This window comes from Actinomadura soli, assembly GCF_005889715.1.
Taxonomy (GTDB): Bacteria; Actinomycetota; Actinomycetes; order Streptosporangiales; family Streptosporangiaceae; genus Spirillospora; species Spirillospora soli.
The window spans coordinates 44,347-59,465 of record NZ_VCKW01000012.1 but is presented as its reverse complement, the minus strand read 5'-3'; the positions used below and the strand labels follow the sequence as shown (position 1 = coordinate 59,465).

General features: G+C 72.0%; 9 protein-coding genes. 7 read left to right on the top strand and 2 right to left on the bottom strand.

Going from position 1 to position 15,119, the window contains the following annotated elements; translation table 11 throughout:
* Window positions 1-625: RNA polymerase sigma factor (locus ETD83_RS04045; RefSeq protein WP_268920407.1), on the bottom strand; the 625-nt coding region annotated here is incomplete at its 3' end.
* Window positions 626-854: 229 nt separating this feature from the next.
* Complete coding sequence (locus tag ETD83_RS04040) at window positions 855-6,350, bottom strand: ATP-binding protein (RefSeq protein ID WP_138643672.1); 5,496 nt, start codon at window positions 6,348-6,350, stop codon at window positions 855-857.
* 221 nt (window positions 6,351-6,571) lie between these two features.
* Between ETD83_RS04040 and ETD83_RS04035 the strand changes: the two genes are divergently transcribed.
* From ETD83_RS04035 to ETD83_RS04005, 7 genes are all read left to right on the top strand, one after another.
* Window positions 6,572-6,937 carry a HEAT repeat domain-containing protein gene (locus ETD83_RS04035; RefSeq protein ID WP_205717481.1) on the top strand — a complete coding sequence of 122 codons (366 nt, stop codon included), beginning with the start codon at window positions 6,572-6,574 and terminating at the stop codon, window positions 6,935-6,937.
* Between the two features lie 127 nt (window positions 6,938-7,064).
* Window positions 7,065-8,348 carry a CaiB/BaiF CoA transferase family protein gene (locus ETD83_RS04030; protein WP_205717480.1) on the top strand — a complete coding sequence of 428 codons (1,284 nt, stop codon included), beginning with the start codon at window positions 7,065-7,067 and terminating at the stop codon, window positions 8,346-8,348.
* Entirely contained in the window at window positions 8,332-9,348 is a 1,017-nt protein-coding gene (locus ETD83_RS04025) for an alpha/beta hydrolase (RefSeq protein WP_138643671.1), read from the top strand. The genes ETD83_RS04030 and ETD83_RS04025 overlap by 17 nt, the downstream gene beginning before the upstream one ends.
* Window positions 9,345-10,496, top strand: a complete 1,152-nt coding sequence (locus ETD83_RS04020; protein ID WP_138643670.1) for an ABC transporter ATP-binding protein — start codon at window positions 9,345-9,347, stop codon at window positions 10,494-10,496. Before ETD83_RS04025 ends, ETD83_RS04020 begins: the two co-directional genes overlap by 4 nt.
* Window positions 10,493-12,247, top strand: a complete 1,755-nt coding sequence (locus tag ETD83_RS04015; protein ID WP_138643669.1) for an ABC transporter permease — start codon at window positions 10,493-10,495, stop codon at window positions 12,245-12,247. The genes ETD83_RS04020 and ETD83_RS04015 overlap by 4 nt, the downstream gene beginning before the upstream one ends.
* Window positions 12,244-13,440, top strand: a complete 1,197-nt coding sequence (locus tag ETD83_RS04010; protein ID WP_138643668.1) for an ABC transporter substrate-binding protein — start codon at window positions 12,244-12,246, stop codon at window positions 13,438-13,440. Before ETD83_RS04015 ends, ETD83_RS04010 begins: the two co-directional genes overlap by 4 nt.
* Before the next feature lie 23 nt (window positions 13,441-13,463).
* The gene (locus ETD83_RS04005; protein WP_138643667.1) at window positions 13,464-15,098 is read left to right on the top strand and encodes a flavin-containing monooxygenase; all 1,635 of its coding nucleotides are present in this window, start codon (window positions 13,464-13,466) and stop codon (window positions 15,096-15,098) included.
* Window positions 15,099-15,119: the final 21 nt, after the last annotated feature.

Here is a 15,119-nt window from a genome sequence, read left to right as displayed (position 1 = left end):
GGTCCGGGGGCACAGCGGGCGGGACGGGCACCGAGGGCGTGTGGCCGATCTCGTCGCGCTCGTCATCCTCGCCCAGCACGTGGCCGCGCAGCGGCGCGGGCGCGAAGCCGGGCGCGCGGCGCGCCAGGAGGTTCGGGAGCCGGCCCTTCTCGAACGCCTCGATGACGTCCATGTGCTCGGTCGGGTCGGTGGTGCGGCGCATGAGGGCGTCCAGGACGACGCGTTCCAGCGCGGTGCGCGCCTCGTGCAGCCGTTCGCGCACGGCGTCCGCCGAGACGCGCAGGACGCCGGCGATGTCGCGGATCGCCAGCCACTCGCCCGCGGACAGCAGCAGCGCCTCGCGGTGGTCGGCGGGCAGGTTCCGCGCCGCGGTGAGCAGCGGGTCGGCGTCGGCGCCCGCGAAGACGGGCCGGCTGTGGCCGCTGAACGCCCCTCGCTCGGCGCAGACCGTGCGGGCCAGATGGTGCAGCCACAGCACCGTGTCGCCCGGCGGCGGATGCCGCACCGCTTCGTTGAGCGTGTCTTTCAGCGCTTCGGGCGCGCCCTGGTCGCCGAGCAGCGACCAGCAGTGTGCGTACAGGCGGTGTGCGTGGGCGTCATAGAGGTTTTCCAGGTCCCCGCGCATGTGACCTCCTCGTGAGGTGGCCGTGGGAGCAGCCGTCGGAGAGCGGGCAAGCGAGACGGGCCGTCCGGGCACGCCTGGGCACGGGACTCTAGTGCATATGTGTGACGGATGAGAAGGGAATGCCACCTAAGCGCTGGATTCAACGCAGAGTAAGGTAATGATTCTGATCTGTTATGATCAGCGAGATTGAAACGATATTTCCCGTTTATGTCGGTTTCTTGGCAGGTCGTCAGCGCGTGCGCGACTCGATTGACGCGATGATGCGCGGGCGCAGTTCCGCGGCGCGGATGACCGCGTCGACGGAGCCGACCTCGACCGCGCGCCGGATGTCGTGGACGCGGTCGAACTCCGCCGCCACCTCGCCGACCTTCTCCGCGCGGACCGAGGCGCGCAGCTCGTCCAGCTCGGCGGTCAGCGCGGCGCGCTCGGGTCCCGTCGCGGCGGCCACGCGGGCCTCCAGGTCCCGGACGCGCGGGTCGGCCGCGGTGCGGGCGTTGACGTCGCCCGAGAACACCACCGCGGCGGCGGGCGCCCCGCCGAGCACCGAGGCGAACGAGCCCTCCAGCGCCAGCACCGTCATGTCCGGGTTCAGCGCCTTGGAGAACACCACGAACGCGCCGCCGTGGTACCGCGAGATCACGCAGAACACGATCGGGCCGCGGAAGTTCACGATCGCGCGGCCGATCTCGGCGCCGTACTCCAGCTGCAGCTTCCGCATCGACTCCGGCGAGCCGTCGAAGCCCGACAGGTTCGCCAGCACCACCAGCGGCCGGTTGCCGCTGGCGGCGTTGATCGCCCGGGCCGCCTTCTTGGACGACTGCGGGAACAGCGTCCCGGCCGTGTAGGCGTCCGGGCCGTCGGTGGGCGGGAAGCCGCGCCGCGGCACCGCGCGGGACTCGATGCCGAGCAGGCACACCGGCATGCCGCCGAGATGGACGTCCTGCACCACCGCGGTGTCGGCGTCGGCCATCCCCGCCCAGCGTTCCAGCACCGGGTGGTCCTGGTCGGAGAGCGCCCGCATGACCGTCCGGATGTCGAACGGCTTCTTGCGGTCCGGGTTGGCCTCGGCGGAGAAGATCTCGCCGACGGTGGTGAAGTCGCTGCCCTCGACCGCGTGCGGGAAGTCGGAGACGTCGCGGTCGACGGGGTCGGTCGTCGCGGCGCGGCGCGGCCCGTCCTCGCCGGGCGCGACGTAGGTGTGGTCGTAGTGCGCCATCAGGACGTCCCGCGCGGCGGCCAGGTTCGGCGCCCAGTACTGCGCCTGCCCGTTCGGCCCCATGACGCGGTCGTAGCCGCCGATGCCGAAGTTGTCCTCGGCCGACACGCCGCCGGAGAAGTCGAGCGCCTGCTTGCCGGTGAGCACCATGGCCGAGTCGGGCGTCATCACGAGGACGCCCTTGGTGTGCATGAGCATCGTCGCCTCGGCGTTCCAGTACGGCTGCGCGCCGACGTTGATGCCCGTGACCACGACGTTGATCTCGCCGCCGTCCTGGGTGAACTCCACGATCCGCTTGAGCGCCGCGGCGACCCAGTCCATGTTCTCCGTGCCGGACTCCATGGAGATCCGCGCGCCGGACGACAGCGTGTACCACTCCAGCGGCACCCGCATCCGCTCGGCGAGGTCGAGCGCGGCGATCACGCGCCGGCACTCCGGCTCCGACAGCGCGCCGAGCGACTTCGTCGGGTCGCCGAGCAGCACGACCCGGGTGACGCCTTCCCGGTGCCGCCGGGTCGGCGTGGTGACGACACCGGCGACGATCGCCGCCGTGTTGCGTCCCTTCGGACGGTCGACGGGCACCAGCGCGTGGTCGTCGTCGAGGTCGTGCTCGACGAAGTCGCCCAGCAGGCCGGTCAGCTCGTACGGGTACACGGTGTTGCGGGCGCTCGCGCGCAGGACCTTCTGCCGGTAGTCGTCCACGGGCTCGACCGGCTCCTCGGACGGCTCGCCGACGGTCAGCTCCGTGCCTCCGGTCGCGTCGAACGAGACCCGCACGGCGATCTTGTGCAGCTCGCCGGTCCGCGCGTCCCGCCGCCGCGCGATGATCTCGATCTCCTCCAGCCCGGCGCCCGCGGTCATCGGCAGCAGCCGTCCGGCGATCATCTCCAGCTCGGCGCGGGTGATGTCGCTCGGCGGCCAGACGTAGATCACGATCCGGTTGGTGCTGAGGCGCTTCTTCGACGGCCACCGCGACCGCGCGTTGCGGATCGAGTCGAGGCAGGACGCGACCGTGTACTCGGCGGTCGGCAGCGTGAGGAGCCTGCCGTCGTGGTCGCGCAGCCCGGCCAGGTCGCGGACCTGCGCGAACGCGACGAGGCGCTCGTCCGACGGGTTCTCGCGCGCCACGCACCGGAACAGGTAGACCTCCTCGTCCGACGACGGCAGCCGGGTGAGGTCGAACCTCCTCAGCCGCTCCATCCGCATCCGCTGCGCGATGTACGGGTGCAGGCCGCGGATCAGCCGCTCCTCCGCCATCCCGCCGCCGGACGACGGCCGGAACGTGAAGTGGTGGTGCATCACCGCGCCGCCGCTCCCGGCGACCGTCGCGGTGAGCCTGCGGACCTGCCCCGGCAGCGGGTGCGCGTTGACGACCTCCTGCAGCGCCGCCGCCATCGCGTCGAAGTCCTCGGGCTGGCGCTCCCAGGAGAGGTAGATGTCGGCGTCGACCGCGTCCTCGCCGGCGGCCAGCTCCGCGAGCCCGCGCAGCGCGCCGCCCAGCGCCTCGAAGCTCACCGCGGAGGTGACGACGGACGAGCCCGCGCGCTCGGCGATCACGAACGAGCAGCCCGCGACCTCGCCGGTCCGGACGCGGGTGAGCCCCTTGTTGCCGTAGTAGCGCCGGGTCAGGACCTCCAGCATGACCGCGTTGTCCCGGTCCTGGCGGACGAGCCGGCGGCCGAGCAGCCGCACCAGCGGCTCGGTGCTGCGCACCATCTCCGCGATGCGCCCGGCGCGGTCCGCCGCGTCGGGGTGCGCGTCCAGGTGGCGCAGGTGCCTGCGGACGTCGGCGTACACGCGGGCGCGGTTGCGGCGCAGCAGCGGCTGCGCGAACCAGGCGAACACCACGCCGTAGGCGAGGTCGGCGACGACCGGGAAGCGCACCTGCGTCGCGGCGACCAGCCGCTCCAGCGCGAGACCGGCGGGTTCGCGCAGCGCCTGCTCCGGCGGCGGCTCCCGCAGCCAGGTCCGCAGCAGCGTCGCGATCATCGTGGCGTCGGCGGACGTGCGCTGCTGCGCGAGGAACACGCGGAACACGGCCGCTTCGAGCCCGGGCGAGCGCTCCAGGTCGGTGACGCCGTAGTGGCCGAGCGCCTTGGCGAGCCTGGCCTGGAAACCGTCCGGCAGCCCGGCCCGGTCGACGTCGAGGCTCTGCAGGTAGGTGTGGAAGTACTCGCGGGCGCTGTGGACGTGGCTGCCGTCGCCGGTGCCGTCGCCGCCCGGTCCGGCGCCCGCGCCGTCGCCGGCCGGCCGGTTGCGGCTCAGCTCGGCGAGGTCGGTGAAGACCTCGACGAGGCCCAGCTCGTCGGCCAGCGGGCGGTGGCCCCCCTCCGTGGCCGTCCGGCGGGCGTCGAGGTAGTCGTCCAGGACCCGGCGCTCGTCGTGCGGGTCGACGTCGAAGCCCAGCAGCAGGCTGCGCAGATCCTCCTGGCAGCGGGCGGCGCGCTCCCGCGCGGAGGCCGTCCGGGGCGCGGCGGCCAGGTCAAGGTCGACCGGCGCGGACGACTCCGCGAGCGCCCCGTCCCCGGAGTCGTCGGCGAGCGGTTCCAGCCGCAGCAGCGGCGCCCCGGTCTCCACCTGGCTGCCCACGGACACGACGCATTCCTTCAGCCGCGCCCTGAACGGCGCCCGCAGCACCGTCTCCATCTTCATGCTCTCCAGCACCAGGACCGGCGCGCCCGCCTCGACCTCGGCGCCGACCTTCGCGGGCGTCGCGACGACCAGCGCGGGCGCGGGCGAGCGGACGACGCCGCCCTCGTCCCGGCTGACCCGGTGCGTGACGCCGTCCACCTCGACCATGTGGATCGGCCCGTGGGTGCCGGTGACCAGCCGGTACCGGACGCCGTCCACGACGATCTGCCCGGTGTGCGTGTCGAACCGGTCGAGCTCCACGACGGCGGTGCGGACGTCCTCGCCCGCCTCGACGCCGACGCGGAACCGGTGCGCGCCGACCCGCGCGACGCGCAGCCGGTAGGCGACGCCGCGGAGCTTGAGGTCCAGCGGCCGGCCGCTCTCGTGCCGGACCTGCGGCCGCCCGCCGGACGCCGTCGACAGCAGCCGCCGCCGCTCGGCGCGCTCCTCGTCCTCGTAGGTCTCGATCGCGGCGGCGATCAGCGCGACGCCGGAGTGCCGGTGCGCGGCGAGGTCGCCCTCGGCGCGGACGCGGTCGATCCAGCCGGTGTCCGCGCGGGCCTCGATCACCTCGGGCCGGTCGAGCAGGTCGAGCACGAAGCTCTTGTTCGTCGCACCGCCCTCGATGATCACCGTGGTCTGCGCCATCGCCCGGCGGAGGCGGCCGAGCGCCTCGTCCCGGTCCCGGCCGTAGGCGATGATCTTCGCGATCATCGAGTCGAAGTCGGCGGGGATCGTGTCGCCCTCGCGGACGCCGGTGTCCACCCGGACGCCGGGCCCGGCGGGCAGGTCGAGCCGGGCGATGCGGCCGGGGGAGGGCGCGAAGTCGCGGTCGGGGTCCTCGGCGTTCAGCCGGGCCTCGATGGCGTGGCCGCGCTCCGCCGGGGGGCCGCCTTCGAGCCGCCCGCCGGACGCCACCCACAACTGCGCCCTGACCAGGTCGAACCCGGTGGTGGCCTCGGTGATCGGGTGCTCGACCTGGAGCCGGGTGTTCACTTCGAGGAACGCGAACAGCCGGTCGCCGGGGTGGTAGAGGAACTCGACCGTCGCCGCGCCGCGGTAGCCGACGGCGACGGCCAGCCGCTCGGCGGACGCCTTCAGCTCGGCGGCCTGCCCGGCGGACAGCACCGGCGACGCCGACTCCTCGATGACCTTCTGGTTGCGCCGCTGCACCGAGCAGTCGCGGACGCCGAGCGCCCACGCGGTGCCCTGGCCGTCCGCGATCACCTGGACCTCGACGTGCCGGGCGCCGGTGACCAGGCGCTCCAGGAACACGACGCCGCTGCCGAACGCCCGCGCGGCCTCCTGGCTGGTGCGCTCGTAGGCGTCCGTCAGCTCGTCCGCGCTCGTGACCACCCGGATGCCGCGCCCGCCGCCGCCCGCGGTCGCCTTCAGCATCAGCGGGTAGCCGATGTCGGACGCCGCGGCCAGGGCGGCGTCCAGCGTCTCGACCGCGCCGCGGCTCCACGGCGCGACCGGCACCCCGACCTCCTCGGCGATCAGCTTCGCGCCGATCTTGTCGCCGAGCTTGCGCATCGCGTCCGCGCTCGGCCCGACGAAGGTCACGCCGATCCGGTCGCACAGCTCGGCGAACGCCGGGTCCTCCGCGACGAAGCCCCAGCCGACCCACGCGGCGTCGGCCCCCGTGTCGGCCAGCGCGCGCTCCAGCACCTCCAGGTCGAGGTAGGGGCGGGCGGACGCGGGCCCGAGATCGTAGGACAGGTCCGCCTCGCGGACGAACGTGGCGGCGCGGTCGACGTCGGTGTGCAGGGCGACCGTCTCGATCCGCGTCCCGGTCTCCGCGGCGATGTCCCGTACGGCATGGATGAGGCGCATGGCGGCCTCACCACGATTGACGATGGCGACACGACTGAACAACGGACCGAGCCCTCCTCTAGACCACGATGCCGGCGCAGGGACACGGGGGACCCCCGACCATGCTTACCCTCCCGCCTCGGGCCCCGCGGCGCCATGTCGGAGACGTCGCATGCTGGGCGGCCCGAGTTGTGGGAATCGTGCAAAGGATTGAGCCCGGCTCCAGCCCCATGCTGGCCTTTTCAGGAATTCCGCCAGGTGGTGCGGTCCGTTGAGGTCTGTCGGTGGGCGTCAGTAAGGTCGGGGACATGTCGCGGCGCCGTTTCGAGCACGCCATGCAACGTATGCGGGCCACGGAGCCGCAGACGCGGGAGAACGCGTTCGACTTCCTCCGCGAGCACGCCGACACGTACGTCGATGACCTCATCGCGGAGTTCGCCGCCGAGCGCGACGACCACGGCCTGCGCTGCCGGCTCCTCGAACTCATCGCCGAAGCCCGTTCGGCGAAGGCGCTTGAGGTGTTCCGCGACGAGCTGGAGGGCACGGACGAGTCGCTCCGGTTCTGGGCGGTCCGCGGCCTGGAGATGCTCGACAGCCGCGAGGCCGACAAGGCGCTCGACGAGGCGCGCGACGGCGGCTGGATCTCCTGACACCCGGGCTGACCGCCCGTCCATACCCCTCGTAAGCAGGCACGTTGTCGCCGTAGGTCTTGTGTGGGGTGGTTCTGCATGCGATATTGGAGCCAATATTGGGAAGCAATCCCACCGTGGAGGAACCGTGGTCCTGACGGGGAACGAGCCGAGCCCGCTGGCCGGCCTCCGGGTCGTGGACCTCAGCACCACGTTCATGGGGCCCTACTGCGCGGCGATCCTGGCGCAGTGGGGCGCCGACGTGATCAAGGCCGAGGCTCCCGAGGGCGACGTCCTCCGCTATGTCGGCGACGCGAAGGTCCCCGGAATGGGGCCGATATTCCTGAACGCGAACCGCGGGAAGCGCAGCATCGCCATCGACCTCAAGGACGGCGCCGCGAGGGACGTCTTCGCCCGCCTGGTCGAATCGGCCGACGTGCTGGTGCACAATCTCCGCCCGCGCGCGGCCGCGAGACTCGGCCTGACGCCCGAGCGGATGCTGGCGCTGAACGGGCGGCTCGTCTATTGCGCGTTCCGCGGCTTCGGCTCGGGCGGCCCGTACGAGAACCGGCCCGCCTACGACGACGTCATCCAGGGCGCGTCGGGAATGGCGGCCGTCCAAGGCGTAAACGGTGAGAGGCCCGCGTACTGGCGGTCGGCCGCCGCCGACAAGACGATGGGGATATTCGGCGCCGCCGCCGTTCTGGCGGCCGTCCACGGCCGGACGGTCACCGGCCGCGGGCGGGCGATCGAGGTGCCGATGTTCGAGTCGATGGCGTCGTTCATGCTGCTGGAGCAGCAGGGCGGCTGGATCTTCGATCCGCCGAGCGGCCCGACCGGCTATCCGCGCACCGAGTCCCCGTACCGCAAACCGTTCCGCACCAGGGACGGCTACCTCGCCGTCATGGTCTACACCGACGAGCAGTGGCGGTCGTTCTTCGCCGCCATCGGCGAACCGGCCCTCGCGGACGACCCGCGCTACCGCACCATCGGGACCCGCACGGTGCACATCGACGATCTGTACTCCCTGATGGACGACCACCTGACCAGGCGCACCACCGCCGAATGGCAGGAGGTCTTCGAACGCGCCGATATCGCGTCCAGCAAGGTCAACGCCATTCAGGACCTGTTCGACGACGAGCATCTGGTCGCGACGGGCTTCTTCGAATCGGTGGACCACCCGTCCGCGGGACGGCTCCGCATGGCCCGGTCTCCCGTCGACATGGGCGACCGCGCGACGGCGGCGACGCGGCACCCGCCGTGCCTTGGCGAGCACACCGTCGAGGTGGCGCGCGAACTCGGCTACGACGACGCGGCGATCGCCGACCTGGTAGGACGCGGCGCGCTCGTCGCCATGAAGCCCGCGCAGCGGGTTGCGGAACCGGCGCAGGCCGCCGACCGAGCAGAGGAGGGACATGCCCCAGTCCAGTAAGACCCACTGGCAGTCGCTGTTCCGCGGGGAGCCGGTGCCGGACATCCCTCCGCCGCGGTCGGTCGAGGAACTGGTGAGCAGGCGCCGCGCGCCCGCTCCGCCCGCGCTCTCCGAGGACGAGGCCGCACGCGTGCTGCTCCACGAGAACGTGGAGCTGGGCGGGCTGGACGGCGGCCTCGCGGCGGAGATCTACCAGCCCCGCCGGCCCGGCCCGCACCCCGTGCTGGTGTACGTGCACGGCGGGGGCTGGTACACCGGCTCGCCCTCGATGGACCGGCGGTACTGCGCGTCCATCGCCGCGGAGGGGTTCCTCGTGGTGAGCGTCGGCTACGCGCTCGCCCCCGAGCACCCGTTCCCGCGCGCGCTGGAGGACTGCGTGTACGGGACGCGCTGGACCGCGAAGAACGCGGCGTCGTACGGCGGTGACCCGGCGCGGATGGCCATCGCGGGAAGCTCCGCGGGCGCGAACCTCGCGGCCGGGACGGCGCTCGTCCTGCACGGGTCCGGCCCCGGCACCGGCGTGCACGGCACCTTCAGCACCGACGTCCGCGGCGGTGATCTCGCGGGTCTGCCGGTCGCGCTGAGCGGGCTCGTCCTGCTGTTCGGGCTCCTGGACGCCCACCGGTGGATCTCGGACCCGCGGTACTACGCGGGGGAGCCCGAGATCACGCTCGCCGCCTACCTCGGCCCGAACTTCAGCGGACGGCTCCGCGACCCCCTGGTCAGCCCGGTGCACAGCCCGGAGCTGCACGTCCTGCCGGCCACGTACGTCTCCTGCGGCGACGAGGACGCCCTGCTCGGCGACTCGCTCGCCATGACCGGACGCCTCGCCGACGCCGACGTGCCGGTGACGCTGTCGGTCGTCCCGAACGCCGACCACGAGTTCCTCAAGATCCCGGAGCGGGTCGAGGGGGCGCGGGCGGAGAACGAGCGCATCGTCCACTGGCTGCGCGAGCGCCTCGGGCTGACCGACGACCGGGCGATCGGCGGCGCGCCATGAGCATCGTGAGGATCGACGACCTGACCAAGCGGTTCGGCGGCGTCACCGCCGTCGACCGGGTCAGCCTCGACATCGGCGACGGCGAGTTCGTCGCGCTGCTCGGCCCCAGCGGCTGCGGCAAGACGACCACGCTCCGCTGCGTCGCCGGCCTGGAGTCGCCGGACGAGGGCAGCATCCGGCTCGGCGCCGGCACCGTGGTCGACCGCTCGCGCGGCTACGAGCTGCCGCCGCACAAGCGCGACATCGGCATGGTCTTCCAGAGTTACGCGCTCTGGCCGCACATGTCGGTCATCCAGAACGTGAGCTACCCGCTCCGCCTGAAGCGCCAGCGCAAGCAGGCCGCCCATGCCAGGGCGATGGAGACCCTCGAACTGGTCGGGCTGGCGGGCTACGCGTCCCGGTCCGTGTCGGCGCTGTCCGGCGGGCAGCAGCAACGCGTCGCGCTGGCCAGGGCGCTCGTCCGCGAGCCGAGCGTCCTCCTGCTGGACGAGCCGCTGTCGAACCTCGACGCCGCGCTGCGGACGCAGATGCGGGTCGAGCTGAAGCGCATCCACGAGCAGACCGGGTCGACCATGGTCTACGTCACGCATGACCAGGAGGAAGCGGTCAGCATGTCCGACCGGATCGCGGTCATGCACGACGGCCGCGCCGTCCAGATCGGGTCGCCGCGCGAGGTGTTCGACGCTCCGTCCTCGCGCTGGGCGGCGGAGTTCCTCGGCTACGAGAACATCCTGCCGGGCCGGGTCGAGACCGCCGGCGACGGGACCGCCCGCGTGCGGCCGGACGGCTGGGACACCGGCCTGACCTGCGCCCGCGCCGCCGGCTTCGCGGCGGGCGACCGGGTCTGGCTCGCGGTCCGGAGCACGGCGATCGTCTTCGACGACTCCGCGGGGCGTCCGAACCGGCTGGACGCGAAGGTGCTGCGCTCGACCTTCCTCGGCACCGCGACCGAGCACGAGGTCGCCGCGTTCGGCTCGCCCCTGGTCGCCAAGCAGATCATGGGCGGGGCCCGTCCCGCGGGCGACGCGGTCATCTCGATCGAGCCGGGCCGGATCGCACTGATCCCGACGACGGACGGGCCGACCGATGAGCCCGCCGACGACCGGGCCATGGACGAGCCCGCCGCCGCCAAGGGACGTGCCTTGTGACGGCCGCGACCGGCATACGAACGCGCCCCTGGTTCACGGGCCGCCGCGCACCCGCCCTGATCCTGGTCGGCTTCGCGACACTGCTGCTCGGCTGGCCCCTGCTGATGCTGCTCGTCGGCGCGTTCCGGAGCGCGCCGCCAGGGCAGAGCGGTTCGTGGACGCTGTCCGCCTTCCCGGACGTCTTCGGCGACGCCCGCACCTATGACGCCCTGCTGAACTCGATCCTGTTCGCCGTGGGCGCGACGGCGGTGGCCCTGCTCGCCGGCGGGTACTTCGCGTTCCTCTCCGCGCGCACGACGACTCCGGCCCGGGGCCTGATCACGCCGGTCATGCTGCTCATGCTCGCGCTCCCGACCCTGCTGTACGCCATCAGCTGGAGCCTGCTCGGCAACCCGGAAGTCGGCCTGCTCAACAAGCCGTTCGAGGCCCTTTTCGGCGCCTCCCCGCTGAACGTCTACTCCTGGCCGGGGCTGATATTCGTCCAGGGCCTGAAACTGTCGTCGTTCTGCTATTTCCTTCTGCTCGGCCCCGTTTCGACGCTGAACAGCAGCTACGAGGAGGCCGCGTTCACGTCCGGCGCGAGCCGCTGGAAGACGCTGTTCTCCATCGACCTGCCCTCCCTCGCGCCGACGCTGTTCGGCGTGGGAATCCTCGTCGGCATCTACTGCATGGGCACGTTCGACGTCCCGCAGATCATCGGCGAGAACGCCGGCGTCGACACGCTGTCGACACGCATCTTCTTCTACATCGCGGCGTCCACCCCCGCCCGCTATTCCGCCGCCAGCGGCATCTCGATGATCATGATGCTGGCCATGGTGGTGCTCATCTGGCTGCAATGGCGGTACACGAGCAAGCGGAGCTTCGCGACCGTCACCGGAAAGGACTACGCGTCCACCCGGTGGGCGCTGGGGCGCGCCGGATACCTCGGCACCGCCTCCATCGCCGTGCTCGTCCTGGTGGGGGTGCTGCTCCCGGCGTCGCAGGTGGTGCTGACGTCCTTCCAAAGCGTGCTGGGCATGTACAGCCGCTTCACCCTGGCGAACTACACCGCCGTGTTCGACGACCCGCAGACGGTCGGGGCCTTCCAGCTCACGCTGTCGCTGTCGGTCGCGGCGGGGCTCGGCACGATGGTGTTCGCGACGCTGCTCGTCTACGCGGGCGCCAAGACGAGCCGGCGGCTCGGCCGGTACGTCGACCTGCTGAGCCTGGCGTCGCTGGTGCTGCCGGGCGTCGTGCTGGCGGCGGCGCTGACCTGGGGCTACCTGGCCGTGCCCGGGCTGCGGCAGCTGTACGGGACGACGTGGCTCTGCGTGATCGGCCTGGTGATCCTGCTGGTGCCGGTGGCGAGCCGGTCGGCGGCCGGGGCGCTGGTGCAGATCAGCGCCGACCTGGAGGAGTCGGCCCGCGCGTCGGGGGCGTCCGCGCTCCGGGCGTTCTGCGGCATCGTGCTGCCGCTGATGCTGCGCAGCTTCCTCGCCGGCTGGCTGGTGTGCAGCGTGATCATGGCCGGGGTGCTGGACGTCCCGCTGATGCTCCTCCCGGCGACGCACTCGAACGTCGCCACGCTGTCCTACAGCCTCTTCTACAGCTCGGCCGTGCCGACGCAGGCGTGTGCGCTGCTCGTGCTGCTGACCGCGCTGATCTGTGCCCTCGGGATCGCCTACCTCGTGCTCCGCTCCGCGGTGCTCACGGTGACGGCGGGCGCCGCCCGGAGAAATCCCCGTTCCAACGTCGAGGTGAGAGTGCCATGACTGAATTCGGCTGGAGATCGGCGGCCTGCCCGGACGACCCCGGCGGCCGCAGGAGGGTCGCCGTCCTCGCCCGCCCCGGCGGCCGGCGGAGCGTCACCGGCGCGGCGGCGGTCGCCGTGCTCGCGCTGACCGCGGCGGCGTGCGGCGGCACCGCGGGGACGGCGGAGGCGTCGAAGCAGTGCACGTCCAGCGCGTCGGGCGACACCGCCTGGGCCGGGAACGCCGAGAACGCGAGCGCGCTCGCCGAACTCTGCAAGAGCGCCGCCAAGGCGGGCCAGAACCAGGTGGTGGTCTACGGCGCGTACGCGGAGCTGTTCCGTCCGATCTGGCAGGACTTCACCAAGCGGTACCCGTCCATCAAGATCGTGCCGAAGGTGCAGCCGCCCGGGGCGACGGTGAGCGCCGTCCAGTCGGAGGTGTCGAGCGGACGCCAGGTCGGCGACGCGCTGATGCTGGGCCTGGAGTCGGTGAGCGTCTCCGCGGACAAGGGGCTGCTGCAGCCGTTCGAACCGGCGACCGTCGACGACCTCCCGGCCCGGTACCGCGACTCCAAGCAGCGCTTCTACGTGCCCTACGGCGACGTCTACGGCTTCATGTACAACAAGGACAAGATGTCCGAGGCCGACATCCCGGCGAGCATGGCGGACCTCGTCTCGGGCAAGCTGAAGGGGTTCGTCCTGGACGACCCGGGCCTCGGCGTGATCAGCGCCCAGTCGCTGATGCCGATCTACAAGGCGAACAAGCTGACCCTCGACCAGATGCGCGGGCTGAAGCGCAACGGCAAGCTGGTCGACTCCACCCGGCCCTACTACGACCGGCTGGTCACGGGCGAGACGACGATGATGCCCTGGGCGTCGCACATGCGCCACCTGCTCAAGGCGCAGGCCGGTGCTCCGGTGGCCTTCAAGGCCGTGCCCGGGCTGTCGTCACTCCTGTACGGGTCCTCCGCCGTCATCAAGGGCGCTCCGCACATGGAGGCGGCGAAGCTGTGGGCGTCCTGGATGCTCACGCCCGAGGCGCAGCGGCTGATCGCGTCCAAGGGGCTGAACACCCCGCTGCGGCCCGGCGTCGAGATCCCGGCGTCGTGGCCGGACTACCACGTCCTGGAGAACGCGGTGCCGCAGATCGCGCCGGAGGAATTCAACCGCGTCCTGCAAGAGTTTTTGCAGTGGGCGAAGCCGGCGACCTCGTGATCCGGGACGGTGGAGGCGATGAGATGACCGATCCCGAGTACGACGTGCTGATCGTCGGCGCCGGGTTCAGCGGGCTGAACGCGCTGCACCGGCTGCGCGGACGCGGCCTGCGGGTGAAGGTGCTGGAGTCCGGCGAGGACGTCGGGGGCACGTGGTACTGGAACCGGTACCCGGGCGCGCGGGTGGACATCGAGAGCGTCGAGTACTCCTACGCGTTCTCCGACGAGCTGCAGCAGGAATGGCACTGGCCGGAACGGTACGCCGCGCAGCACGACGTCCTGCGGTACCTGCGGTGGGTGGCCGAGAAGCTGGACCTCCGCCGCGACATCGAGTTCGGCCGCCGTGTGCTCAGCGCGACGTTCGACGACGGCACGGGGCTGTGGACGCTCACCGTCGACGACGGCGAGGACGGCGAACCTGAGCAGGTCCAGAGCCGCTACTGCGTCATGGCGACCGGCTTCCTGTCCGCGCCCAAGCTGCCGGACATCCCCGGCCTCGGCCAGTTCCAGGGCCGGTTGATCCACACCGGGGCGTGGCCGCACGACGACGTCGACCTCGGCGGACGCGTCGGCGTCATCGGCACGGCCGCGAGCGGCGTCCAGGTGGTCCAGACCGTCGCGCGGACGGCCGCGCGGCTGACCGTGTTCCAGCGCAGCGCGAGCTGGGCGGTGCCGCTGCAGAACGAGCCGATGCCCGAAGAGTACGAGCGGTTCGTCAAGGAGAACTACGCGGAGATCCGGCGGCTGGAGCACACTACCAGGGGGCCGGGCATGGTGCTGGTGGGCAAGCGCGTCATGCTCCCGGAGACGCGCGGCGCGCTCGACCTCTCGGCCGAGGCGCGCGAGGCCGCCTTCGAGGAGCTGTGGGAGGCCGGCGGCACCCACTGGGGACGGATCTTCCGCGACCTCGCCCGCAACGAGGACGCCAACGACGCCGTCCGCGCCTTCCTGGAGAGGAAGATCCGCGAGACGGTGAAGGATCCCGACGTCGCCGACCTGCTCATCCCGGCCTACCGTCCGTTCACCCGGCGCCCGCCGGGCGAATCCGGCTACTACGCGGCGTTCAACCGCGACAACGTCGTCCTCGTGGACGTGAGGTCGGACCCGATCGCGCGGTGCGACGCCGGCGGCCTGGTGCTGGCGAGCGGCGAACGGCACCCGCTCGACGTGCTCATCTGCGCCACCGGCTTCAACGGCGGGGCGGGCGCCGTCCTGCGCATGGACGTCCGAGGCCGCGGCGGGCTGCCGCTGCGCGAACACTGGGCCTGGGGCGTCCGCACCCACCTGGGCATGATGACGACGCGGTTCCCGAACCTGTTCTTCATCAACGGCCACCAGAGCCCGTGCGCCCATTTCTCGCCGCCGCTGCTGGCCGACTACCAATCGGAATTCATCGGCCGCCTCATCGACCACCTGGGAAAGGACGGGTCGCGGGTCGAGCCGAGACCCGACGCCGAGGACGCCTGGTCGCGCCACGTCGACTGGGTGTACGAGCAGACGCTGATCCCGCAGACCGACAGCTGGTGGATGTCGCGGATCGCCCCCGGCGCCAAACGGCAGGCGGTGGCCTACGCCGGCGGATTCACCGAATACCGGAAGTGGTGCGAACGCGCCTCGGAAAAGCGGTTCCAGGAATTCGAGCGAAGCCCCGGCGCCTAGCCCGGGAACGAAGGGAGACAC

What these genes read in the sequence shown, in the direction of transcription:
- ETD83_RS04010 (WP_138643668.1), top strand. Translation starts at nt 12,244, where the DNA reads ATGACTGAATTCGGCTGGAGATCGGCGGCCTGCCCGGACGACCCCGGC.
- ETD83_RS04005 (WP_138643667.1), top strand. Translation starts at nt 13,464, where the DNA reads ATGACCGATCCCGAGTACGACGTGCTGATCGTCGGCGCCGGGTTCAGC.
- ETD83_RS04025 (WP_138643671.1), top strand. Translation starts at nt 8,332, where the DNA reads ATGCCCCAGTCCAGTAAGACCCACTGGCAGTCGCTGTTCCGCGGGGAG.
- ETD83_RS04020 (WP_138643670.1), top strand. Translation starts at nt 9,345, where the DNA reads ATGAGCATCGTGAGGATCGACGACCTGACCAAGCGGTTCGGCGGCGTC.